This is a genomic window from Hydrotalea flava (assembly GCF_001623405.1).
GTDB lineage: Bacteria > Bacteroidota > Bacteroidia > Chitinophagales > Chitinophagaceae > Hydrotalea > Hydrotalea flava.
Genome location: NZ_LUHG01000097.1, coordinates 38,888 through 64,697 on the forward strand (window position 1 = coordinate 38,888; position 25,810 = coordinate 64,697).

Below are 25,810 nucleotides of genomic sequence, written 5' to 3' on the forward strand. Positions count from 1 at the left end.
CAAAAATCAGGCATGCGTACCAGGGTAACCGGTGTTGGGCGAAACAAAATTTCATAGAAATAATACACTGCACAAAATACTATCACCAAACAACCTATTGCGTAAGTAATGGTATGAAATACCATGATGCCCTGTATTAAGAAAATATTGATAAAAGCAGCCAGGCCATAAGCTACCATGGTATATAAAAATATTTTTCTGCCTAAAGGGCGGTGAATAAACTGCCGGATGGTGAAGATGTAAAAAATAAATTCAAAAGTGGTAAAAATATTATACAGGGGCAGATTAGAAATGTCTTTTGAACTCAAATAATTCGCTGTCAACTCTACAATTAGAGTAGCCAGTAAAAAAAAAGTAAAAAAACGGAGCTTGTTGGGCTTGTGTTGTTTCAAAAGGTAAATTATTGAAACAACACAACTTAATGCTAATATATAAACGCCTATTTGTATCATATTGGAAAAATAAAAAAAAGAATCAAATACTTGATTCTTTTCAATAAAATATTTTATGGTGCTATGGTTATTAAATTAAAATCATTCCATCTTCTCCTTTGTCTATTAAAGTAACCCCCAGTTCATTGTCATCAATACTCGATTTACCCAAGGTGCCTGAGCAATAAGGAGGACACATACTCATAGCATTATACGCCAGAATATTGCTTTGTCCGCTGGCGTCGGTATAATAAATATCTTTATTCAGCACACCCATACCGGTTTCGTTGTGTTTGGTACCTACCATTACCAGGGTTTGGCGGCCGGCATATTCAGGTTTTTCTGCATAATCGGCATCGTAAGCGCCAAAATAAAATTTAATACCATCGGCACCATGGCTTTTGGCTTTGGCAATAAATTCTTCCATTTCTTCAACACTCCACCAGCCGCTTAAAGAATCTTCTTTACCAATTCTTTCACTGTTGTGTACCCAACGTTCTTGTTTGTAATTACGGATTACTTTGTCAACATGAGCGGTATTTACGTATTTACCAACCTTTAATGATTTTTTTTCAATAGTTTGCATAGCTGTAGGCTTTTAGATGTTTAGAAATTTGTTGTTTTTAAATGACAGAGTAAAACTATTGAATAGTTTTTATGAATTTTATTCAGAACCCTTTGTTTATCAATCAATTACAGATTAATTTCATTCATAAACATTTCAGCATTAACCTTTTTTATGTACAAACCCGCAAAAAAAACCGTAAAAACACGGGGTAAAAAACCGTAAAAACACGGTATCTAAAACACGTAGTAACCCGCAGAAAAAACCCCGTAAAAGCACGGTAAAAAATACCGTTTCATTTTTTTTAACAATAATTACCTCAATTCAAAATAAGTATAGAAATTAGCTATGGGTTGATCGCCAACCGTTTTTACAAATCCAATATCCTAAGGCTTAGCCCATTTATTTCCTCAAAATTTCATCTGAATGTTTTGGGGAAATTTTTTTGTACCCTGCCGTAAACAGCAAAAACGATGATAACATTTGCCTGATTGTGCAATCTGTTGTATTTTTCTTTTTTCTATGCATACATCTGCCCACCTCATACCGCAACATTTTGGCCCCAACTGGCTGCAAAAAGCACCCATGCTTCGTTTGCTGCTTCCTTTTATGGCCGGTATTTTGTTGCAATATCATTTTTCTATTACTTTCTTCGCACTGCTGGTGGGCGGATTGGGCGGTTGCCTGTTGCTCACTGCTTTTCAAATATTACCACTTGCCTGGCGCTACCATTGGTTTTGGGTAAAAGGATGCATACTGCAGTTCATTTTTATAGTATTGGGCATGAGTGTGTATACCCTGCAAATACAACAAACCCAACCAGCACCCCTGTTGCAGCCGGGAAAACAGCAAATACTTGTACAATTGGATGAACCGCTTACCGAGCGTGATAAAACTTATAAGGGAGTGGCCACTTTGCAACAACAAATTGTGGAGGGTAGGTCACAAATGGCAAAAGGTAAAATCATCCTCTATTTTCAAAAAGATACGGCTTTGTTGCGGCAGCTTCCGGCTTTACAACCCGGAACATTGTTGTTAATGCAGGCTACTGTGCAACCCATTGCCAATTCGGGTAATCCCGGTGCTTTTAACTACATAGCCTGGTGCCACCGGAAAGGTATTTATTATCAGAGTTTTGTACCCATGCGGCAATGCGTTGTTATAACCGGTGCACATTTATCTACCCTGCAAACTACGCTATGGCATTTTCGCAAAGCTGTTTTGCAAATTTTAGATCAATATATTCCCGATAAAGATGCTAGCAATGTGGCTGCTGCATTGCTGATTGGGTATCGCAATTATTTAGACCGTGAATTGGTACAGGCATACAGCAATGTGGGGGTGGTGCATATTATTGCCATCAGCGGGTTGCATTTAGGAATGATATATGGGTTATTGTTCTTTTTACTGGCACCATTGGAACGTTCGGCAAAATGGCGTTCAGTGAAATATTGCTTAATGTTAAGTATTATATGGCTATTTACCGCAATTGCCGGTGGCGTGCCTTCTATTGCCCGCAGTGCAGTAATGTTTTCATTCATTATTTTGGGGCAATGGTTAAACCGTAACTCCCATATTTACAATAATCTGGCCGCTTCAGCATTTTGCTTGTTATTGTACAACCCTTTTAATTTATGGGATGTGGGTTTTCAGCTCAGTTATGCAGCGGTGTTGGGTATTGTGTTATTTCAGCCCATTATACAACAACAACTGAACTGGCCGGGACTGCTTAAAAAAATAGGACAATTAATGGCCGTTACGCTTGCTGCACAAATACTCACTTTGCCCATCAGTTGGTACCATTTCCATCAGTTTCCGGTTTATTTTTTATTCGCCAATATTTGGGTGGTGCCACTGTCGGGGTTGTTATTATATGGGTTGATGGCACTTTTATTGGTGCAAAGCTGGCCGGCTGTTGCGGTACTTTTCGGTAATTTTTTGAACAATGGAATTGAATGGATGAATGCGGGTATTACTGCTATTAATCATTGGCCGCATGCGGTTTGGGGTGGTATTCAAATCAATGTATGGCAGGCAGGGTGTATCATTTTAGCCATTGCCGGTATGGGTTATTGGTTGTTACAGAAAAAAACAGCAGGTATTTATTGGGCACTCCTGGCTACTTTATTATTTGCCGGCATTCGTTCGGCTGATTTTTTGGAAAAGCAACAGCAAACCAAACTCATTGTTTATCAGGTGCCCAAAACCACAGCTATCGATATTATTCAGGGGCGTACCTGCCGTTTTATGGGGGCGCCTGAGTTGTTGGAAGATGGATATCTGCGAAATTTTCATTTGCAGCCCTCCCGTATTGTACATCGTATACAAACTATTCAGGTATTAGATACCCAATTAACCGCACCTAAAATCATTACCCTGCAACAAAAACAGATTGTTTGGCTCAACAATCGGCTAACTTTACCCTCGTTACCCGTTCTGCCTATACCTGCTGAAGTAGTAATTCTTTCCCAAAATCCAAACGTTTCGCTGCAGGAAATATACCAGCATTGGCCCTGTAAACAGTTTGTTGCCGATGGTAGTAATGCCTTGTGGAAAATCAATCAATGGAAAAAAGAAGCAGAGGCTTTACATTTGCGCCTTCATTCTATTCCCGAATCGGGGGCTTTTACTTTAAATTTTTAGCCACCGCGGATTATTCCGGCAAACAACCAATTGTACCATAGTATGCAAAAACAAATGAAGTCGGCTCTAATTTCAGTTTTTTATAAAGACGGATTAGCGCCCATTGCCCGGCAATTACAGGCATTAGGAATTACTATTTATTCTACCGGCGGTACCCAGCAATTTTTAGAAAAAGAAGTGGGTGTACCCTGTGTAGGTGTTGAAACCCTTACCCATTATCCGAGTATTTTGGGGGGACGGGTAAAAACCCTGCATCCTGCCGTTTTTGGCGGAATTTTAGGCAGAAGAGCAGAGGTACAGGATATGGCCGAAATGCAACAGTATGCCATTCCTGAAATTGATTTGGTGATAGTGGATTTATACCCTTTTGAAGAAACAGTTGCTACCACACGGGAAGAAGCTAAAATTATTGAAAAAATTGATATTGGCGGTCCCTCTATGATTCGTGCGGCTGCCAAAAATTTTAAAGATGTATTGGTAGTGGCAGCTAAAGCAGATTATGCTGCTTTACTGCAATTGCTTACCGAACAACAAGGTGCCACTACATTGGAACAACGGCGTGCCTTTGCCGCCAAGGCTTTTGAAGTGGTGATGCATTATGATGTAGCTATTCACCAATATTTTACACCCCCGGCTGCATTAACAGAACAAGTGTTGCGTTATGGAGAAAACCCGCATCAGAAAGCTGCATTCAGGGGTAATTTAAGTGCTTTGTTTCAGCAACTGCATGGAAAAGAATTATCGTACAATAATTTGGTAGATGTAGAAGCGGCCATTCAATTGTTGTTAGATATTAAAACGGTAGCCAAACAACCGGTATTTGCCATTTTTAAGCATACCAACGTATGTGGCATTGCTGAAAGGCCTACTTTGAAAGAAAGCTGGGAAGCTGCTTTAGCCGGCGATCCGGAAAGTGCTTTTGGCGGGGTGTTAATTACCGATCATATTGTAGATGCCGCAACCGCAACTGCTATTCAGGAAATATTTTTTGAAGTATTAATTGCCCCTGGCTTTGATGCCGAAGCCCTGCGTATTCTGCAGTTAAAAAAGAACCGCATTTTATTGCAATTGCATCCTGAAATTACATTAGAAAAACAACAACAAAAATCATTACTCAACGGCATATTGCAACAAACTTCCGATGAGGGAAATATTTTAGAATACAAAGAAACAGGTGGAAGAACTACAACCGAATGGGAAAAAGAAAATTTATTGTTTGCCAATTTGGTTTGCAAACATTTAAAAAGCAACGCTATAGCATTGGTGAAGGATAAACAGTTGGTGGGAAAGGGTTGCGGACAAACTTCGCGTATCGATGCTTTGCGGCATGCCATAGAAAAAGCACAGCAATTTAATTTTTCACTGAAAGGTGCTGTATTGGCCAGTGATGCTTTTTTCCCTTTTAATGATTGTGTACAAATTGCACATGCTGCCGGCATTGAATGTTATATTCAGCCCGGTGGTTCTATTCGCGATAAAGACAGTATTGATTATTGTGTGGAAAATAAACTGGCTATGGTATTTACCAACTTGCGCCACTTTAAACATTAAGCATACAACATAGCTACCAATTAAATTAAAACAAAAGCATAAGGCCACTGTATTTTATCAGTGGCTTTTTATACATCATGCAAACAAAAACCAAAGCCTATATTGCCTTTGCTGCCACCGGTATTTTATGGGGCAGTACATGGGAAGCCAGTAAAATTGGGGTAGGCACCTTACCCGGTTTACAATTTTCAGCCATACGGCAGTGCATTGCTGGATTATTGATAATAGGTTATTTTATGGCTAAGGGGCAACCACTACCTACACGCAGGCAATTTGTATTTTTAGCAGGAATGGGTTTTTTTACGTTCTTTTTATCGAATGGAGTGAGTACCTGGGGGCTTAATTATATTTCCGGGGGTATGGCTGCACTCATTGCAGCTATGTATCCATTATTTGTTGTTCTCATTGAAATTATTTTCTTCAAAAAAAATATAGCACGCCCTGCCACTTTTTTGGGGCTGGCAATGGGTATAGGCGGTATTGTACTGGTATTTTATGAAAATGCCATACATCAAAACACCTCGCATTATTGGAAGGGCATTTTACTATGTTTTATTGCTACGCTGGGCTGGAGTGTAGGTACTATTTTGCTGGCCGGCAACACTTTACAAATGCATCGGCAATATGCTTTGGGTTGGCAAATGGTTGCTGCTTCTTTTTTTATAGGTTTCCTGGCATTTGTTACCGGTAATCATATTCCATTTCATCAAATTACTCTTACTTCATGGTTTGCCATGGCTTATCTTGTTGTAGCGGGTTCAATCCTGGCTTTTAAAGCATTTTTGTATACCATGGAACATTTAACACCTTCGGTGGCTGCATTGTATGCATACATTAACCCAATTGTAGCCTTGTTAATTGGCGCTGCTTTATTGAATGATCCTTTAACTTTTACAAATATTGTTGGTTCGCTGATTACGCTGGCGGGTGTGTATATAGTGAATAGAAGTGTACAAATTCATACAATGACCATTGCCGATGCCGAGGGCATGTAGTACCTCAATTTAAAGTGTTCTAAAAAAATTGTAAAAAGCCTGTTTCCAAACGCTCATATTCCGCTCATTACTAATGCAGTGATTATGCCATACCGGCATACAAAAACCATTTACTGATTGGGTTATTGTAATTAATTGCTGTAATTCGGTATAAGCTGCCTGCGGTGTTAGCTTTTGTTGAAAAATAGCGGCAGTATCCATCCAGCAAAAAGGGTAAACCGTTAGGTGGGTGGTAGTTTCTTTTGGTAAATGATACCATTGAAACGGTTGTGCATAGGATGCTCTAAACCCATTTGCCGTACTGTATCCCATTGAATAGTCGGCGGTAATGCCTAATTTAATCAGTTGTTCATAGCTTTCCGGTAAATGAAAGTGTAAGTAATGAAATCGGTTTTTGGTAATGGGCGATTTTATAAGGTTGATAAGGGTTTTTATTTCCTGCTTAGCTGCGGCCGGGTTCGGTGCCATACTGCTTTGTACCGATAAATGAATGCCCGTTTCAAATTGTTTGCTGAGTTGTTGTATAAGCAGCCGCATCCCTTTTTTTTGCGGTGCTATGTTTTTATCGAGTGCATGTTTTTTTTGTGACACTAAAAAAAAGAACAGTGCCGGCAGGTTTTGGGCAGCTAATATTTGAGTTATCTCATCAAATACGTAAAACGGATCACGTTGGTTACCTATCAATACACGTGCTGATTCTGTAATTGCTTCAACATTTCCTGTTATCATGGCTTTTAAAAATTCGGCCATATTTTTTATGATTCCCCGGTAATGGTATTTATATGCCATATCAATATCAAAACCCGGAATAAATACAAATGAGCGTTGGGGTAACCGGTATGCCGGAAACAGGCATTGCATCTTTTTTTCAAACTGTTGTAACCACAAATCAATTAAGGGTATTTGGAGAAAATTTTCACGATAGGCTAAGCTTTTATTGGCCGGGAACCGGCCAAAACTATCCGTTTCATGTGGTAAGTATTCTTCATAACGGGATAGTAAATAAAATGATGCAGCAAAAATATCAAAGCCTAATTCACTCGCAAAACAAAAAAAAACGGGTGGTTTAAACCAATTGTCAATATATATCCGTTGTTTGTGTATATCGGTTTGGTGTAACAGTCCGTGCGGAATAACATTCAAGCATGGGCACTGAACCGTTAAGGTAGAGTAATTAATTTTAATGGCTTTACATTTTTCAAAAAAGTGCAGGTTGTGTGTAATTTGCCAATGTTTGCCCAACAAAGTTTCTATAATATAGGTTAACCTGGGCGAGGGCTCTTTTGCAAACAGCAAGTGTGTGGGCTTAGCAGCTTTCATAGGCAATGTATACTACTGTTTTTGTGCCTGTTCTTTCCACAACTCATTAAAAGTTTTTGGGCTAAACTGTAATGGGGTTCTGTGTTTGGTCCAGTTTTTGAATAATTGATGCACCATTTTGTTTTTCAGCTTTCCATTGCCTGTATTCATCATGCCTCTGTGCAGGCTGGCCATTTTCCATACTTTCCAGGCCAAACGTTCTGAGAGTAAGCTATTGCCATCCTGAACCGATTCGAGCCTGTTTTCTAACAATAATTCATGCAGGTTAATACGTACCGGACAAACCTGTGTGCAGTTACCGCAGAGGGATGAGGCAAAACTAAGGTGTTCGTAATCCTTCATCCCATTTAAATGCGGTGTAATGACACTACCAATGGGTCCGCTGTAGGTGGTTTCATAGCTATGGCCACCAATATTTTTATATACGGGGCAGGCATTTAAACAGGCACCGCAGCGAATACAGTACAATGCTTCACGGGTTTTTGCATTGGCCAATAGGTTGGTGCGGCCATTGTTTAATAATATCACATACATGGCTTCCGGTCCGTCTGTTTCACCGGCCTGCCGCGGCCCGGTAATAATGGAATTGTAAACGGTAATTTGCTGGCCTGTACCAAACGATGCCAGTAAGGGCCAAAACAAAGGCAGGTCATACACCGAGGGTAACACTTTTTCAATACCCACAATTACAATATGTGTATTGGGCCAGGCTGTGGTTAAACGGGCATTGCCTTCATTTTCGGTAAGTGCAATACCGCCAATATCGGCCAGAATAAAATTGGCACCGGTTATACCAATTTGCGCTGCAGTATATTTTTCCCTCAGTTTTTGCCGGGCTATCTGCGTAATTTCAGCGGGGTTTAATCCGCCGGGAACGCCCAATTTATCGGCAAACAATTTGGCCACATCTTCCTTGCTTTTGTGCATGGCAGGTGTAACTATATGATAGGGTGGTTCGCCATCTAATTGCTGAATATATTCGCCTAAATCGGTTTCTATGCTTTCAATACCATGGCTGGCTAAAAAATGGTTTAAGTGAATTTCTTCGGTAACCATACTCTTGCTTTTAACCACAGTAGTACAGTTTTTAGCTTTACAAATATTGCCAATGGCAGCCAGGGCCTGTTCGGTGTTTTCGGCCCATATAACCTCAGCACCACGGGCTGTTATTTGTTTTTCGAATTGTTCTAATAAAGTATCTAAATGTTCAATGGCCCGCCATTTAATATTTTTGGCTTTTTCGCGAACTAACGGCAGGTTGGCAAATTGTTGTTGCCCTTTTGGAACGGCAGCATTGTATTTCCCTATATTGAAATTAATTTTTCGGCGATGCTCTAAATCGGGTGCTTTAATGGTACTTTTGGCAATAAAACCTGCTGCATTTTTGTTCATACCCGTTCAATTTAATGCTGATAAACACTTGCAATTTACATTCATAAAATTATTTTTTGGCCATACGTATATTTTCGGCGGTGGCTGCCAGAGCTTCATAAAATTCGTTGCCATATTTTCGAATCAGTGCATCTTTCAGGAAAAGATATACCGGTACTTTTAGTTGTTTACCCAGCGCACAAGCCGGGCTGCACATTGTTTCTCTTGGTTCATAATTTACATATTCCACATCCGTATGTTTTTTACTGGCCGAAATGCGAATGGGGTATAAGTGACAGCTGATGGGCTTTTTCCATTGGGTTAGGCCCTGCATATACGCTTGTTCAAAAGCACAGAGAATTACGCCATTGGCATCACGTTTACCATAAATACAAATACCGCTGCCAATGGTGGGGGTTACCCAGCCAAATTCTTTATCGTACACTGCTTCGCCCTGTTTTTCCAGTTCTTTCAGCCCTGCAGCACTCATAAACTGCTTTGCTGCGGCAATGCTGGCTTTTATTGCTTTCAATTCGTCTAGTTCTAATGGTGCACCTGCATCGCCATCTTCACAACAACCGCCTTTGCATTGATTCAAATTGCACACAAATTGTTCTTCTATTACGGCATCGCTAATTAAAACATTATCAATGGCTATCATTTTCAATTAATGGGTTTAAAGGGTAGGTATTACAAAGGTAAAAGGTTTGGAGTTAGTGATGGGTAGTTTGCGGAAAATAGCTTTTTTTGGAAGGGGGCAATCCGCAGGAAAATGATTCATTTTTTATAAAATTGGCAGTCATTCAGTAGGGAATAGGCTGTAATATACATTTTGTTCGATTTTTACTAACAACGTTCAGTTATTCATAAATCATCAAACCCCGGTTGTGATTTGCTTTCAAATTCTTTTTATCAGATCTTTGATAACAACATTTTTTCAAAATAAAACAAAAAAAACTTTGTTGTGATTTGCTTTCAAATTCTTTTTATCAGATCTTTGATAACAACTGTAAATGATAATAATGTGTTTGAAGCAGGGTTGTGATTTGCTTTCAAATTCTTTTTATCAGATCTTTGATAACAACTTTAACTAAAATATTAGCAATTAAATGTACGTTGTGATTTGCTTTCAAATTCTTTTTATCAGATCTTTGATAACAACTCCCTCCGTTTTTTAATTTCCATCCATATTGTTGTGATTTGCTTTCAAATTCTTTTTATCAGATCTTTGATAACAACGCAATGAATGAAACAACTGCCGGCAAGCGTTGTGATTTGCTTTCAAATTCTTTTTATCAGATCTTTGATAACAACAAATCCATCGTTTGTGCTTGTAGTAAGATGGTTGTGATTTGCTTTCAAATTCTTTTTATCAGATCTTTGATAACAACTCTTCTACTCCCTTTAATTCATGTGCCTTCGTTGTGATTTGCTTTCAAATTCTTTTTATCAGATCTTTGATAACAACCGACTGGATAAAAAGATTACAGAGTGAAGAGTTGTGATTTGCTTTCAAATTCTTTTTATCAGATCTTTGATAACAACAGATGACGCTGTCACCATTAATGTAAATCAGTTGTGATTTGCTTTCAAATTCTTTTTATCAGATCTTTGATAACAACTCAACATCACCTCTGCTAACAGCTACAACTGTTGTGATTTGCTTTCAAATTCTTTTTATCAGATCTTTGATAACAACCATTTTGCCATCGGCCCAACTAACGTATATGTTGTGATTTGCTTTCAAATTCTTTTTATCAGATCTTTGATAACAACAAAATTGCCGCCTTGAAAATTGCTCTGGGAGGTTGTGATTTGCTTTCAAATTCTTTTTATCAGATCTTTGATAACAACAACTGCAACGGGTATTCTTTTACAAATTCGTTGTGATTTGCTTTCAAATTCTTTTTATCAGATCTTTGATAACAACTAAACGTAGAAGCACTACAGTTGGCTCGTGTTGTGATTTGCTTTCAAATTCTTTTTATCAGATCTTTGATAACAACAATTTATGAAAAGCAAACCTTTTACAGAAGGTTGTGATTTGCTTTCAAATTCTTTTTATCAGATCTTTGATAACAACTAAAGCTTTGGAACTGCAATTAGAAAAGCAGTTGTGATTTGCTTTCAAATTCTTTTTATCAGATCTTTGATAACAACACAACCGACAGGCAGGCAATTGAAAGTAACGTTGTGATTTGCTTTCAAATTCTTTTTATCAGATCTTTGATAACAACGTTACACTAACAGTAACAGAGCCTGCGGGGTTGTGATTTGCTTTCAAATTCTTTTTATCAGATCTTTGATAACAACAGATTTTATGAGCGTTTGCTTTTTGTGTTCGTTGTGATTTGCTTTCAAATTCTTTTTATCAGATCTTTGATAACAACTGAGCAACTTTTTGAATTTTTAAAAGATAGGTTGTGATTTGCTTTCAAATTCTTTTTATCAGATCTTTGATAACAACAAAATATTTATGCGTGTGCTTCGACAATTTGTTGTGATTTGCTTTCAAATTCTTTTTATCAGATCTTTGATAACAACATGAAAGCGCTACAAGCGATTTAATGCGCTGTTGTGATTTGCTTTCAAATTCTTTTTATCAGATCTTTGATAACAACAAAATAAGTAATACTATTATTGTTTTTTCTGTTGTGATTTGCTTTCAAATTCTTTTTATCAGATCTTTGATAACAACCAAATCAAAAAATAGTTATTAACATTTGTGTTGTGATTTGCTTTCAAATTCTTTTTATCAGATCTTTGATAACAACCTGAATACAAAAAGGAATTACATCTGCATTGTTGTGATTTGCTTTCAAATTCTTTTTATCAGATCTTTGATAACAACCGCTTCCCTTTGCTTTTTCAAAGCAATCTGGTTGTGATTTGCTTTCAAATTCTTTTTATCAGATCTTTGATAACAACTTCTGGCATCTTGTTTGTTTTTTATTATTTGTTGTGATTTGCTTTCAAATTCTTTTTATCAGATCTTTGATAACAACACAACCGTTTTAGTTTTAACAGAAAGCGCGTTGTGATTTGCTTTCAAATTCTTTTTATCAGATCTTTGATAACAACGTTCAGAAGTGTTTTTAAGCACGGCAAATGGTTGTGATTTGCTTTCAAATTCTTTTTATCAGATCTTTGATAACAACAAAAAAGAAACGCTGTTGCGCAAGTTCATGGTTGTGATTTGCTTTCAAATTCTTTTTATCAGATCTTTGATAACAACCTGAATACAAAAAGGAATTACATCTGCATTGTTGTGATTTGCTTTCAAATTCTTTTTATCAGATCTTTGATAACAACGCCGGTTTTGATGAAATAAACGAAATAAACGTTGTGATTTGCTTTCAAATTCTTTTTATCAGATCTTTGATAACAACAAAGTTCATCCTATTGTTTTTCAAGACAATGTTGTGATTTGCTTTCAAATTCTTTTTATCAGATCTTTGATAACAACCACGTTACACAGTAATGTACATACTTCGTGTTGTGATTTGCTTTCAAATTCTTTTTATCAGATCTTTGATAACAACAAATCTTCGTGGCAATGCAATAACAAGTTGGTTGTGATTTGCTTTCAAATTCTTTTTATCAGATCTTTGATAACAACACACCGCCGCCGTAGATTACTCACTGCTTATGTTGTGATTTGCTTTCAAATTCTTTTTATCAGATCTTTGATAACAACCCAGACAGCCTATTGATAGCAACGGCGACGTTGTGATTTGCTTTCAAATTCTTTTTATCAGATCTTTGATAACAACTTAATACAATCAATTGACCACCCTTTGGGTGTTGTGATTTGCTTTCAAATTCTTTTTATCAGATCTTTGATAACAACATTTTTTCAAAATAAAACAAAAAAAACTTTGTTGTGATTTGCTTTCAAATTCTTTTTATCAGATCTTTGATAACAACGTTTTTATTTACAAATCATTTTAAAGTTTGTTGTGATTTGCTTTCAAATTCTTTTTATCAGATCTTTGATAACAACAATGGTATTTGGCGGATAAAATCGAGTGATGTTGTGATTTGCTTTCAAATTCTTTTTATCAGATCTTTGATAACAACTTACCATTGATAAATTGGATGCAGTTTGTAGTTGTGATTTGCTTTCAAATTCTTTTTATCAGATCTTTGATAACAACCTCTCATCATAGTTCACAAGGTATTTTTCCGTTGTGATTTGCTTTCAAATTCTTTTTATCAGATCTTTGATAACAACAGTAAATGCTGAAATGCAATGCCTGTAAGGGTTTTCAAAGAAAATAGAAAGAAAAAAATGACTAAAAAGGCTGTATCTGCCATAAGCAGTACAGCCTTTTTGCTTTTCTATTGCGTTGGTGGTGGGGTTTTAAAATAACTCTAACTGCTGGGGTATGGGCTGGGCAGGTGCTTCTTTTTTACCTTGAAATAGCTCCATCATGCCAAATTGTTTGTCGGTAATAGTCATAATACCTATATGCCCCTTTTCGGGCAATATTTTTTTTACCCTTTTTATATGTACCGTTGCATTTTCCATACTGGGGCAATGTCGTAGGTATATGGAGAATTGAAACATTACAAAGCCATCGGCCATAATTTTTTTTCTAAAATCCTGTGCCGTTTTGCGCTCTGTTTTGGTTTCGGTAGGTAAATCGAAAAATACCATTATCCACATTATACGGTAGGCATTAAAACGTTCAGAAAGGTTTTTATGTTTGGGCATATCCTTTAACTGCTATCTGGTATCATCAATTGCATGTACTGGTATTACAACGCCATTAATAAGTTTATTATTGTATATTGAGAATATATTTATATACCGGCGGGGTTGGTGTGTTTACAAAAATTCAGGGAATAGCAGTTTTCGCTGCTCGCCATTATAGCATTTACTTAACGAGAAAGCGGTTTTTTGCATGGCAATCCATAAGGGGCTGTTTTGTGCTTCTATTTTTGTATCATGTGTTAACACACTCAGCAGTTGCACTTTTATGGGTTGCGTTAACACCTCAACTGCCGATGTTTCGTGAATAATGTTGCGTACAATAGCATCTACAAAAGGGCGGTAGGGTTCCATCATATCATCGGCCAAACAATATGCATTGTAGCGGTTGCGGTGAAAAATGCCCAGTGTGGGCAATAAGCCCGCTCCGGCAATGGCACGGGCCATGGCTGCCCGTATAATGGCATATCCGTAATTCAGCAAATTATTGGGTGGTGGGCCTTCCCGTTTTCTAAAAAACTGCCAGGCTTCCGGAAACAAATGTGCCCAATAATATGCCGCTGCTTTGGCTTCGGCATTATCGGCATCGCCACTTTTTACGCTTTGCTGGGCATTGTTTAAATAACCATGGGGTATATGCCATTTTTTTAAAACGGCTGCCTGGTTATTGATTTTGGCTTTTACGGTTTGTTGCCACAATTGTTTTTTCAAAGGTTCGCTGGCTGCCAATTGTTCCTTGAAACGTTCACTTTGCAGGGTATGACTTTCTAAAGGCAATAACATGCCGGTAGGGTGGTGGGTGCTGTTGCAGGTAATTACGGCAATATTATTAGCAACTAGTTTGTTTAACAAAAAATGGGTAATGGTAATTTGGGGGTGTTCTAACACCAGTACTCCCACATCTTCAATGGGTACGCTTTTATCGTGCCTGTCTTCCAAACCTTTAATAGCGGCATAACTAATTACCAATTGTTCATTGTTGCACTTTAGGTGGCAGGGGTTTTCTATGCAGAGGGTGCGTTTAAGCATGCTGGCATAATTTACCGGGTGAGCGATTCTTCCAATTCGTTGTATTTAATAAAACGTTCATGTTTAAGTGTATGTTGTTTAAGAAAACTATTTTTATTTTCGAAGATTTCTCGAAAAAAGGGAAGCTCTTCAAAATGCGTATGTATATGTTGGTAGGAGCTCCAGGGCCATGCAGTTATTTCTTTTGCAAAATGATGTTTAATTGGGTTGCAGTGGATGTATACAACGATTGTTTGTAGATATTGAGCAGTAGTAATTTCCTTTCTTTTAAAATTTTTAATAAAAAGCGAACCTCTGCGTTGGTACATTTTATTAAAAGCCTGCGTATAACTGCTAAAGAAGTTGGAAAATTTTTTCGACAGCAACTTTTCCAAAGTTTCGAACTTTGGAAAAGTTTGCAGCAGCGCCTCTTCGTTTTTTATTTTAACCAGCAGATGAAAATGATTCGGCATCAAACACCACGCTAAGGTATCTGCTATAGCATCTATATGTTGATGGTATTGTTGCAGGAAGAAACGATAATTCTCTTCTTCCCGGAAAAGATTATCATCACCATTCGCATGGTTGTATATATGATAATATTGGCCGGGAAGAAGCGGTGACATATTTTATTGATTGTTGTTACATAATTGGCATGGGTTGTATGTTGCCAAGGCGGTCAATAGTTAGTTTTAAACAATGCTGTTTAATGGATAACCCATTAATAATTTCATAGGCATTTTGACTTCCATATTCTTTTCCCTTTATTATTAAATCTGCAATATTGTGCCTAATAAAATAAATCTGTTTTCCACTATATTTTGTAACATAATGAACGTTTTTGCTACGCGCCGTTTTATCATCCCAAAACGGTTTAAATAAAGGGCTATAGGGGTCAGTTATTACCTCTTCACTATCAGAAGGCATATAAACGGGATCGCCTTGTTTTAGAGTAAATAACAATTTTGCACCATTTTTTGCTTCAAAATAATTTTTGAAAACTAAATCTTTATTAAATGTTTGTTTGTTAGGACATCTATTAAATTCTTCTTTTAAAATATTGACTGCATCAAAAAAGGTTATGATATCAAAAATACGCTCATTGTTTTTTTCTAAAATACCAAATAGATAGTTGCCACCTGTCTTTACAAAAAGCGATTTGTTAAAGGCCTTACTTCTTTCTAATTTTTGAAGTGCTTCTTCCGGTTCTTCATCTCCTTTTTTCTTCTTTATTTTGGAGGGGTTCCTGTAAAAAACTTTTATAGATGAAATAGGTGTGTGTGGTGCAACTTTTCCTTGAGAATTTTTTTTCTCAGCTAATTTTTTGTTTAAATACAAAATTCCTTCTGTCGAAAAAGCTTCTTCTTTTTTGTTATCAAAATCTTTAAGATGTTCTTTTAAAATAGTTTTTAAATAATCATTCGTTATTTTTTCAATTATTTTCTCTGTGGCAATGTTTTTGTTACCCAATTTCGTTAATGGTATACGGTAAGTTTCAATATATTTACTTTTTCCATATAATGTTTCTTCATGTAGTGGACCTCGGATTTTTATTTGTAGTTTTCCTTCTTTATTGGGTTGAATTAAAAGTTTATCTTTAGGTTTTTGAGAAATTATAATTTTTTTAATTTCTAATTCAGCCGATTCAGGAAAACCGGGCCATGGCATATCAATGGCTTTAAATTTCTCAATCTGTTTAAAAATTGCTTCTTTTTTTGATTCTTCAAGATTGAGTATTTCATCTAGTAACTCTGTTGGAGACCCTTCAAAATTCGGTAAGATTTCGTTTCTATGCGATTCCAACCATGTCTGCAATTCTTTGTTTAAGTCATTTAGCCTTTTTATATGACTGGGTTCGGTACAAGCTATTACCAATGCATCAATAGCATGATGCCTGTGGTCAATACGTTTATTCCAACCCTTTAGCACTAGTTTATTGTTTTTAAAAGCAATTAGATCTTTTTTAAACGACTCAATGTAGGCTTCTTTATTTTGGATTATATTTTTCCTTTTTTCGTATTCCAGTTCAGCAAGAGTCTCTTTCATTCTTTCATACCTTTCTTGAAGTAGTTTTTTAAATTTATCTGTAACTCCCCATTGGTTTCGTAGGTAATCAGTAACGCCTCCTGTAGTGGTTTTTACATTTTCATTACCTACAATTTTATTAATTTCTTCTTTTACTCTTACTGATATGTATTGCGTTTCTTTCATTTGTCTTGTAATGGGATCTTCCGGTACTTTCGTTGCAAGTAAATTTTTACGTTTAGCAGGGTAGTTTTTAAACTGGTTGTTTACATGGTTAACAAAATTTTCTTTAGAGAAGACAGTCTGAATAAATGACCCCGTCTCAAAATATTCCATAGCAGTTCTGTTGCCTTTTTCTTTGTTTACAGATTTCTCGCAAATCACTTTATTAGCAAAAGAGTCATCAAAATATCGCGATTGCGGAATAATATGATCTACATCATATCGCTCTCTGTCGAACAATTCTGAAAGTGGAATGGGTTGACCGGTATATGGTGAAATGTGTCCTTGTTCTCGCCATAACTTCATCTTTTCAATTTCAGTTTTTGAAGGATCTTTATATTGCTTCAAATATTCATCTGCAAGATTTTCCTGCGATAGCCAAATCTTATATTTTTCAATGTTTGTAAGTGTTATTTCTTGTTTTAATTCAATCAATAAATTTTTAACCTCTTCATTCGCCTTTTGGTTTTCATTATTTGCCTTGTAAATTTTTGCTCTTCGTTCTGCATTATTTTTTAATTCTCTGGCAAGTTCCAGTCTTATCTCATCAGGCTTGCCAAATTGTTTCCAGATATCTTTAACTACCATTAAAGTTTCACTGACCAGTTGTTCCACAAGCGGATTTCTTAGCTCTCCAGGAATTAGTCGTTTTATTTCCTGATACCTGTTAATTCTTTCATTTTCTCCATATTCTTTAGCAGTATGCCTACCGTAAATTAATATAGTGGCATATGCATTCATAATTCCACCGTCTGTTAATACATCAAGATTGGTTTCTAAATATTCCTGAGCTGCTTTTTCAAATGGATCGGTTACATTCTCATTAAACAATCTGATAATAGTTTCTTTGAGAGAAGCGGAAAATTCATAATTAAAATATTTCCCACATCTTATAAGCGGTAAAATTTTTTCAATGGCTTTGAGACTAAGTGATGCATAGTTTCGACTGAATTTTATTTTGCTTATTTGAATAGCTGTTTGTTCAGGATTTGAAATATCATTTGAACTTTTTTTAATGAATACTAAAACTTTTGAGGTTCGCTCACTTTCAATATCATATTCATTTCCTCTTGCATTGAATAATATATCCCATAACTCAATTTGTTTGTTTATTTTTTTTAAATCCAACTGATCCCAGAGCTGATTACCTAACGCTTTTTTTATTATCAGTTTTGTTTCATTTCCCTTCAATTTTGCTTTAGGATTCATGCCATTAAAGAAATCAATTCCATCACGTAAACCATATTCTTTCTTTAGTTTATTTAGTACTACTCCAAATCCTATTTCCTTTTTATCTTGTAATTCATCAAAAAGCCATTCTTTCAATGAGGATGGGATGGGTTTATCCACATATTTATATCTAATTTCACCTTTTCTATTTTTCCCGTTTTCCATTTTGGTATTAATGGTTAACTTATTTATCTGCTCCCAAATTTTATACTCCTGAAAAATTGGATGACTTGTTGCAACAGCTTTCTCACCTTTTTCAAACCTACAATTGGAAATAAGACTGCTTTGGTCTTTTAATTCTCTTTGATAGTAGATTATTTGATTTCTAATAATATGATAAAGTCCCTTTTCTAGCCCTATTTGTCTGTATCTTTCCTGTGTTGCTTTGGTTCCCGGAAAAAGAAATTGAAGGATTTCTCTTAATTTATCTTGCGAAAGTGTATTAAGTATTTTGTGATATTTGCTTTGTTCCTTCCAGATAGCGTCAAATTCAGATTGATAACGGGAACGAAGAATGACATTGTCCCTTATTTTTGCCCATTTATTCTCTTTGAGAATAGATAAAAAATACTCTGATATATAAACTTCCCTCCCTTTTTCTCTCGATAACTCTGTCAGATCTTTTTCCAGATTTTCCATTTTCTTACGCCAATTTGTTTTGTTAGGAAGTTTAAAACTTAGAGTTCTTCCATTCTTTTTTGAGTTTGTTATTTTAACTAGCAGCTCTAATGTTTCGCCAACTTTAAGTACTTCTAAAAATGTATCTCCTTCTAATATACCATCTTCTGTTTCAATAGAAACTTTGTACTTATTGAGTTCTTTTTTTTGGTACAAGATTTTTTCGGGGTCAGATATTGAAAGTATTTTAGCAACTGTTACATAACTATCATTTTCGTTTCTAACATTTTCTTCAGTTTCGTTTTCTTCATCTTTTTCATCATCAGGTTCATTTCCTCCACCAGCATATCCACGTAGTTGGTTGAATAAATAAATAATTTTACCCAAATCTTTCTGGGATATTGGTTGACTTAGTGCTCTAACTCTTAATTCTAACAAATCCAGTGCTGAATACTGCTTTTGTTTTTTTTGTATTGGCAGAATTGAAACTTTATTAAGTTTTAATGGATCAGTAAAAGGTTCGGATAGTTTAATCTGCTCGGGTAGCATTTCTAACTTTTCCAAAACATAAATGAGTTTATTTCTTCTCTGTTTGTAACGCTTATTCAGTTTTCGAATACCTCTTGCAATTCGTCGATTTGCATTTTTTGTTTGAGCTTGCCCACGTTCAAACTTGCTTAATTCTTCGCCCATTGGAATTATTCTACTGCCCATTCCCAATATGTTTCCTTGTTTGTTTTCAAAATCCTGTTCTATCAACGCCCACCCTATTGAATTGGTGCCTAAATCAAGCCCTAAAATTGTTTTTTTCATGTTGCAATTATTTCTTTATTTTTGAAATCTAATTTGAAAGCAAATCACAATAAGGATTATTCCGTTGTGAAAACATTTAAGTCGCCCCACTTTAAAAGGTGGGGCTACTTTTTTCTTCCCCTAAACTACACATTTTATGTATACATAAAAAAAATATTATCTCTTTTTTTAAAATTATTTTTTTTACCTTTTCAACCGGTTAAATAATTGTACCCCCATCTCCCTTACTCCCGGCCTTCTTCGATACAAGTTCGATACAGGTTCGACACTACTTCGATACAACCCGCATCATTGCTGCTTTTTTATGGGCCGGAGTCGAACAACGGTCGAACAATTTTCGAAAAAAGCCCGATAATACAGTGGTTTGTCACTTTTTTTTGAATGGTATCGTAAAAAAGGATGAGGATATTTATCTTCATGCAAAATTCAAACACATGAGAAGAATATTTGGCACCATTGCTTGCTGTTGTTTAACAATACTATACACCACTGCCCAGCAAAAAGAAATACCTGTTTCGCAATTGGTTACCGGAAAAGCACCGCAAGGGTTTTACCAACCTTTGCCCTCGGTATTGGAATGGCTGAACGATAACCAGGTTTTGTTATTGCAGCGGGGCGAGCAACCTCATAATGCCAAAACCTTTTTATACGATATTCCTTCGGGTAAAATGCTTTCGTATACTGCACCTGCCCAATTAAAACCAGGTAAAACGGTTACCGAAATGAATCACGATTTGTATTTGTTTATTAATGGAAACCCTACCCGCATTACCAACGATACGGCGCAGGAACGAAACCCCACCTTTTCGCCCGATAGCAATTATATTGCATATACAAAAAATAACAATTTATACAGTTATAACATAGCCACGCAAAAAGAAACACAATTAACTTTTAACGGCAGCACTACCACGTTAAACGGCTACGCCAGTTGGGTGTATTTGGAAGAAATTTATGGCCGCCCCACGCATTACCGTGCTTTTTGGTGGAGCCCCGATAGCAAAACCATTGCCTATGCCCGGTTTGATGAAAGTATGGTGCCTATGTTCCCCATATACAGCAGCGAGGGGCAACATGGTTATGTAGAATATACCCGTTACCCAGAAGTGGGCGATAAAAACCCCGAAGTTAAAATAGGTTTTGTTAGCCCCAATGGCGGTACTACCACCTGGGCTAATTTTAATGAAAAAGATGACCAGTATTTTGGCTGGCCCATTTGGCGCAACAGCAACAATAGCTTATGGCTGCCCTGGATGAACCGGAAACAAGATAGCCTGATTGTTTATGAAGTAAATACACAAACGGGTAGCCGTAAACCCGTATATACCGAAACCCAAAAAACCTGGATTGATTTGGAAGACAGGGTTGGTGGAAGAATTAATTTTTTGAAAGATGGTAGCGGCTATATTGCCCAAAGCGATAAAACCGGTTGGAATATGCTGTACCTCTATAATATGGATGGTACCTTGCAACATGCCATTACACAAGGCAATTTTACCGTTACCGGTATTGAATACATTGATGAGGCTAAAAAGCTTATTTATTTTACGGCCCGTGGTATTGAAAACTCAACCCGTATTGATTTATATAAAATTAGTTTAAACGGTGGTAAACCACAACGTTTAACATTTGGCAATTACAGTCACAGTATCAATTTTTCGCCCGGTGGTAAATATTTTATTACCACCTATAGCAATACACAAACGCCTACCCGTATGGCATTGGTAGATGTAAATGGTAAAACAGTTACAGAACTGGGTAATGCCAAAGGCCCTGCAATGGATCAGTATGCCATTGCCAAAACAGAAATCATCCGCATTAAAAGTGCCGATGGTTTATTTGAGCTGCCTGCTTTGGTAACCTGGCCTGCACATTATGATAAAACGAAGCAATACCCCATGCTAATTAGTATATACGGTGGCCCTAATGCCGGCACGGTATGGGATAAATGGAACTGGACTGCCAATCGTGAATTATTGGCGCAGGAAGGATTGATACAGGTAGCATTCGATCACAGGGCCAGTGGCCAATTTGGAAAAGCGGGGGTAAATTATTTATACCACAATTTAGGTTATTGGGAAATGGAAGATTACAGTACCATGGCCAAATGGTTTATCCATAATGCCGGTGCCGACCCTGCCCGTATTGGTATTACCGGCTTTAGTTATGGTGGTTATATAACGTGCTATGCACTAACGTACAAATCGGATATATTTACCTATGGTATGGCCGGTGGCAGTGTGGTTGACTGGCGTTTGTACGATACCCATTATACCGAACGTTATATGGGTACACCGGAAAGCAACCCGGAAGGTTATAAAAAAAGCAGTGTATTGCGTTATGTTAATAGGTACAAAGGCATGTTACAAATTGTACATGGTACCATGGATGATAATGTACACATGCAAAACAGCATACAATTAATCAGTGCTTTAGAAGATGCCAAAAAGCCATTTGAAATGATGTTGTACCCCGGCGGCCGGCATGGCTGGCCTTATTTGCCTGCTAAATGGGATGATTTTCAGAACCTGAAAACAAAATTTATGTACAAATATTTAATGAAGAAACCCATACCGGAAGGTTTGATACATTAAGCAAAAAGCCCTGCAATTGGCAGGGTTTTTTTCGTTTACTTATACATGCATTACATTTGTAATGGTATATAACAGTAATATTCTAATCATTCATCTGCTTTCAGTTAAACCAATTTATGGCAAATACTATTTTAATAATAGATGATGAGGTTAAATTAAGAACGCTGCTGGCAAAAATGTTGAGTTTAGAAGGTTTTGAAGTATTGCAGGCAGGCGATGGAAAAACCGGGCTTAAGAAATTAGAACTGCAAAATATAGATATAGTACTTTGTGATGTGAAATTACCTGATGAGCATGGTGTTGAATTGGCAAAAAGTATCAAACAAAAGTACCCTGCCTCTGAAATTATTTTGATGACAGCCTATGGCAATATTCCCGATAGTGTACAAGCTATAAAAAATGGAGCATTTGATTATATAACAAAGGGCGACGATAATTATAAAATTATTCCATTGCTTTACAGAGCACTTGAAAAAGTGAAACTGGCAAAAAGGGTACAACAATTAGAAAAGCAATTAGATAATAAATATGCATTAAACAGTATACTCGGTTGTTCAAAAAGTATTCAATTAGCCATTGAAGCCGCCCGAAAAGTAGCACAAACAGATGCCACTGTTTTATTAACCGGCGAAACAGGAACCGGTAAAGAAGTTTTTGCACAGGCCATACACCAGGCAGGAAAAAGAAAGAATAGTAATTTTATTGCAGTGAATTGCTCAGCTTTCAGCAAAGAATTATTGGAAAATGAATTATTTGGCCATAAAGCCGGTGCATTTACCGGCGCCATAAAAGATACCAAAGGAATTTTTGAAGAAGCGAATGATGGTACCATTTTTTTAGATGAAATAGGCGAGATGCCCCTCGATTTGCAGGCAAAACTACTGCGCGTTATTGAAACCGGCGAATTGCTGAAAGTGGGCGATAATAATATTACCAGGGTAAATGTTCGGTTAATTGCAGCTACCAACCGCGATTTAAAGAAGGAAATAAATGCCGGCCGCTTTCGCGAAGATTTGTTTTACCGTATTTCAGTATTTCAAATACAACTGCCTTCCTTACGGGAACGTATTGACGATATTGCATTATTAGCCAATCATTTCTTACAATATTTTTCGGAAAAAACGAATAAAAAAATAACCGGTATTGATCCGGCATACATACAATTGTTACAAAAACATTCCTGGAAAGGAAATATCCGTGAACTGAAAAATATTATTGAACGAAGTGTTATTTTAACTGAAAATAATATATTAGAGCCTGCTTCCTTACCGGTTGATTTTTATCAGGTATCCGATTTAGAAACCGGTAATAAGCCAGCAGCTTCATTAGCGCTGGCTGCTGTTGAAAAAGCACATATTCAAAAAGTACTGCAATATACCGGTGGTAATAAAACAGAAACTGCACGCTTACTCAATATTGCCTTAACTACCTTGTACAGAAAAATTGAAGAGTATAATATACCGGGTTCAGTTGCCTGATACTTTTATTTTTGTATTCCGCTTCAGCCATACCCTTTTAAAATGATAGTATCAACCCTTTCAAAATGAAAGGATTTGTTAGTGTGTATATATAGTATATTATATTTATAATTCATATCCTGTAAGGCTTTTCATGTATTTTATGTTAGCCGGCACTTGTTTTGCCATTGTTTAAAACTTTAAAAGATGGAAGGATGAATAATTTACTGTAGGATGCTTCTATTATTTTAAACATAAAAAATACCCACATGCAGTTTTTACTATTACTAATTACCGGTTTGTTAGCATTTCTGCTGTTTAAAGCAATCATTCATTGGTTCGAAAAAATTTAAACTTATGCTTTTATTATTTATTGTAGCAGTAGCCGTATTTGTATACATGTGTTATGTTTTAATTCATCCTGAAAAGTTTTAATACGGCAAATGTGCTGTATATTTTGGATAATGCATGTTCAGCAGTACAGGCACATTGCTGCATTTTACAGTGCACAAATTGATATTCTAAACTAAATTAAACAATGCAAATGAGTACTGAAATGTATGGCATAATAGCCATGTTTATGATAACGGTATTGTTAGCCATTCCGTTAGGCAGGTATATGGGTAAATTATTTTCAGGAAACAGCACCTGGTTAGATCCCATTTTCAATCCAATTGATCAACTGATTTATCGAATATCAGGTGTTGATCCAAACATAGAAATGAGCTGGAAGCAGCATTTAAAAGTATTACTCTCCATTAATTTTATCTGGTTTGTTCTGGCCATGTTGGTATTAACCAATATGGCGCATTTACCACTAAACCCTGATCATAATCCCTCCATGTCGGCCGATCTGGCTTTTAATACAGCTGTAAGTTTTATTTCGAACACCAATTTGCAACATTATTCCGGTGAAACGGGCATGTCTTATCTGGGTCAGTTAGTTTTAATGCTATTCCAATTTATCAGTGCAGGATGCGGAATGGCAATATGTATTGTAGTTTTTAAGGCCATGAAAGAAGGTACAACCAATACCCCACTGGGTAATTATTATTATTATTTTGTAAGAAGTTGTACCCGCGTTTTATTACCTATTGCTTTTATAATGGCAGTTCTGTTTTTATTAAACGGTATGCCCATGACGTTTAAGGGTAAAGATACCATTACTACATTGCAGGGCGATACAGTTCAGGTTAGCAGAGGCCCGGTAGCAGCATTTGTTGCCATTAAACAATTGGGAACAAATGGAGGTGGTTTCTTCGGGCCTAACTCGGCTCATCCATTTGAAAATCCTAACTATTTCACTAACATGATTGAAACAATAGCTATTGCTTTATTACCTATTGCATTAATATTTACCATGGGCTATATGCTGAAACGAAAAAAATTAGCCTGGTTAATTGTTGGGGTAATGACGGTGGGGTTCATTTTATTATTAGCACCCACCCTTGTGATGGAAACTGCAGGCAATCCTGCCATTGCAAAAATGGGAATTGAACAAAATTTAGGTAATATGGAAGGTAAAGAACTGCGTTTGGGGGCTGCCGCATCTGCATACTGGGGAATTGTTACCACAGTAACCAGTAATGGTTCTGTGAATGCGATGCATGATAGTTTTATGCCGCTTGCAGGCATGTGTACCATGTTGGGAATGATGGTAAATGCTTTTTACGGGGGTATTGGCGTAGGCTTTTTAAACTTTTATATTTTCATGATTTTGGCAGTATTTATCAGTGGATTAATGGTTGGCAGAACACCCGAACTGATGGGTAAAAAAATTGAAGCAAAAGAAATGAAAATAGCGATGATCATTGCTTTAATTCATCCATTTTTAATATTATCGGGTACAGCCATTTCGGCTTATTTGTATGCGCATCATCCTGCTGAATATGCGGGCTGGCTTTCTAATCCGGGTTTTCATGGCTTTAGCGAAATGTTATACGAATTTACTTCTGCCAGTGCCAACAACGGTAGCGAATTTGCGGGGCTTGGGGCTAATACTCCCTGGTGGAATATTGCGGATGGTATTGTAATGCTGTTATCGAGGTATTTGCCCATCATTGGGCCGGTAGCCATTGCCGGTTTATTGGCACAAAAAAAATATATTCCGGAAAGTGCCGGTACGCTAAAAACCGATACGGTTACATTCGGGTTAATGGTAATGGCCGTTATTGTAATTGTTGCAGCTTTATCATTTTTTCCGTCTTTGGCTTTAGGGCCTGTTGCTGAATATTTTTCTTTTCACTAAAAATA

The 25,810-nt window shown here is 36.7% G+C and carries 15 protein-coding genes and 1 CRISPR repeat array; of the genes, 7 read left to right on the forward strand and 8 right to left on the reverse strand.

Translation table 11 applies throughout. The annotated features are described in order from the left end of the window. Positions 1-522: 522 nt before the first annotated feature. On the reverse strand, positions 523-1,017 hold the full coding sequence (locus A0F92_RS11505; protein WP_068246072.1) for a hypothetical protein: 495 nt from the start codon (positions 1,015-1,017) through the stop codon (positions 523-525). Between the two features lie 501 nt (positions 1,018-1,518). Between A0F92_RS11505 and A0F92_RS11510 the strand changes: the two genes are divergently transcribed. From A0F92_RS11510 to A0F92_RS11520, 3 genes are all read left to right on the forward strand, one after another. Beyond that, positions 1,519-3,639, forward strand: coding sequence for a ComEC/Rec2 family competence protein (locus A0F92_RS11510; RefSeq protein ID WP_068246075.1), 2,121 nt, complete (start codon positions 1,519-1,521; stop codon positions 3,637-3,639). A 54-nt stretch (positions 3,640-3,693) separates the two neighbouring features. Further along, a complete protein-coding gene (gene purH, locus A0F92_RS11515; protein ID WP_253810405.1) occupies positions 3,694-5,190 on the forward strand; it encodes a bifunctional phosphoribosylaminoimidazolecarboxamide formyltransferase/IMP cyclohydrolase in 1,497 nt (498 codons plus the stop codon). A gap of 77 nt (positions 5,191-5,267) precedes the next feature. Further along, positions 5,268-6,185, forward strand: coding sequence for a DMT family transporter (locus tag A0F92_RS11520; protein ID WP_068246084.1), 918 nt, complete (start codon positions 5,268-5,270; stop codon positions 6,183-6,185). Positions 6,186-6,194: 9 nt separating this feature from the next. Here A0F92_RS11520 and A0F92_RS11525 read toward each other — a convergent pair whose 3' ends face one another. The 7 genes from A0F92_RS11525 to cas9 all read right to left on the reverse strand — a co-directional run bounded on the left by A0F92_RS11525 (position 6,195) and on the right by cas9 (position 19,506). Then, entirely contained in the window at positions 6,195-7,505 is a 1,311-nt protein-coding gene (locus tag A0F92_RS11525) for a DUF7033 domain-containing protein (RefSeq protein ID WP_068246085.1), read from the reverse strand. 12 nt (positions 7,506-7,517) lie between these two features. Continuing rightward, positions 7,518-8,897 (reverse strand): LutB/LldF family L-lactate oxidation iron-sulfur protein, encoded by a 1,380-nt coding sequence (locus A0F92_RS11530; RefSeq protein ID WP_068246086.1) that lies wholly within the window; start codon positions 8,895-8,897, stop codon positions 7,518-7,520. Positions 8,898-8,946: 49 nt separating this feature from the next. Then, the gene (locus A0F92_RS11535; protein ID WP_068246087.1) at positions 8,947-9,537 is read right to left on the reverse strand and encodes a DUF3109 family protein; all 591 of its coding nucleotides are present in this window, start codon (positions 9,535-9,537) and stop codon (positions 8,947-8,949) included. Between the two features lie 223 nt (positions 9,538-9,760). Further along, a CRISPR array of direct repeats spans positions 9,761-13,110; the repeat unit is 47 nt; unit sequence GTTGTGATTTGCTTTCAAATTCTTTTTATCAGATCTTTGATAACAAC. A gap of 129 nt (positions 13,111-13,239) precedes the next feature. Further along, positions 13,240-13,593, reverse strand: a complete 354-nt coding sequence (cas2, locus tag A0F92_RS11540; RefSeq protein WP_068246090.1) for a CRISPR-associated endonuclease Cas2 — start codon at positions 13,591-13,593, stop codon at positions 13,240-13,242. Between the two features lie 114 nt (positions 13,594-13,707). Further along, positions 13,708-14,619 (reverse strand): type II CRISPR-associated endonuclease Cas1, encoded by a 912-nt coding sequence (gene cas1, locus A0F92_RS11545; RefSeq protein ID WP_068246093.1) that lies wholly within the window; start codon positions 14,617-14,619, stop codon positions 13,708-13,710. Positions 14,620-14,630: 11 nt separating this feature from the next. Next, a complete protein-coding gene (locus tag A0F92_RS11550) occupies positions 14,631-15,224 on the reverse strand; it encodes a transposase (RefSeq protein WP_068246096.1) in 594 nt (197 codons plus the stop codon). Positions 15,225-15,240: 16 nt separating this feature from the next. Continuing rightward, positions 15,241-19,506 carry a type II CRISPR RNA-guided endonuclease Cas9 gene (cas9, locus tag A0F92_RS11555; protein ID WP_068246099.1) on the reverse strand — a complete coding sequence of 1,422 codons (4,266 nt, stop codon included), beginning with the start codon at positions 19,504-19,506 and terminating at the stop codon, positions 15,241-15,243. Between the two features lie 434 nt (positions 19,507-19,940). Here cas9 and A0F92_RS11560 point away from each other — a divergent pair, with 434 nt between their 5' ends. The 4 genes from A0F92_RS11560 to kdpA all read left to right on the forward strand — a co-directional run bounded on the left by A0F92_RS11560 (position 19,941) and on the right by kdpA (position 25,805). Continuing rightward, entirely contained in the window at positions 19,941-22,100 is a 2,160-nt protein-coding gene (locus A0F92_RS11560) for a S9 family peptidase (RefSeq protein WP_068246263.1), read from the forward strand. A gap of 116 nt (positions 22,101-22,216) precedes the next feature. Next, entirely contained in the window at positions 22,217-23,578 is a 1,362-nt protein-coding gene (locus A0F92_RS11565; protein ID WP_068246102.1) for a sigma-54-dependent transcriptional regulator, read from the forward strand. Between the two features lie 336 nt (positions 23,579-23,914). Further along, a complete protein-coding gene (locus A0F92_RS16090; protein ID WP_167517062.1) occupies positions 23,915-23,992 on the forward strand; it encodes a potassium-transporting ATPase subunit F in 78 nt (25 codons plus the stop codon). Positions 23,993-24,101: 109 nt separating this feature from the next. Then, positions 24,102-25,805 (forward strand): potassium-transporting ATPase subunit KdpA, encoded by a 1,704-nt coding sequence (gene kdpA / locus A0F92_RS11570; protein ID WP_068246266.1) that lies wholly within the window; start codon positions 24,102-24,104, stop codon positions 25,803-25,805. Positions 25,806-25,810 lie beyond the last annotated feature (5 nt).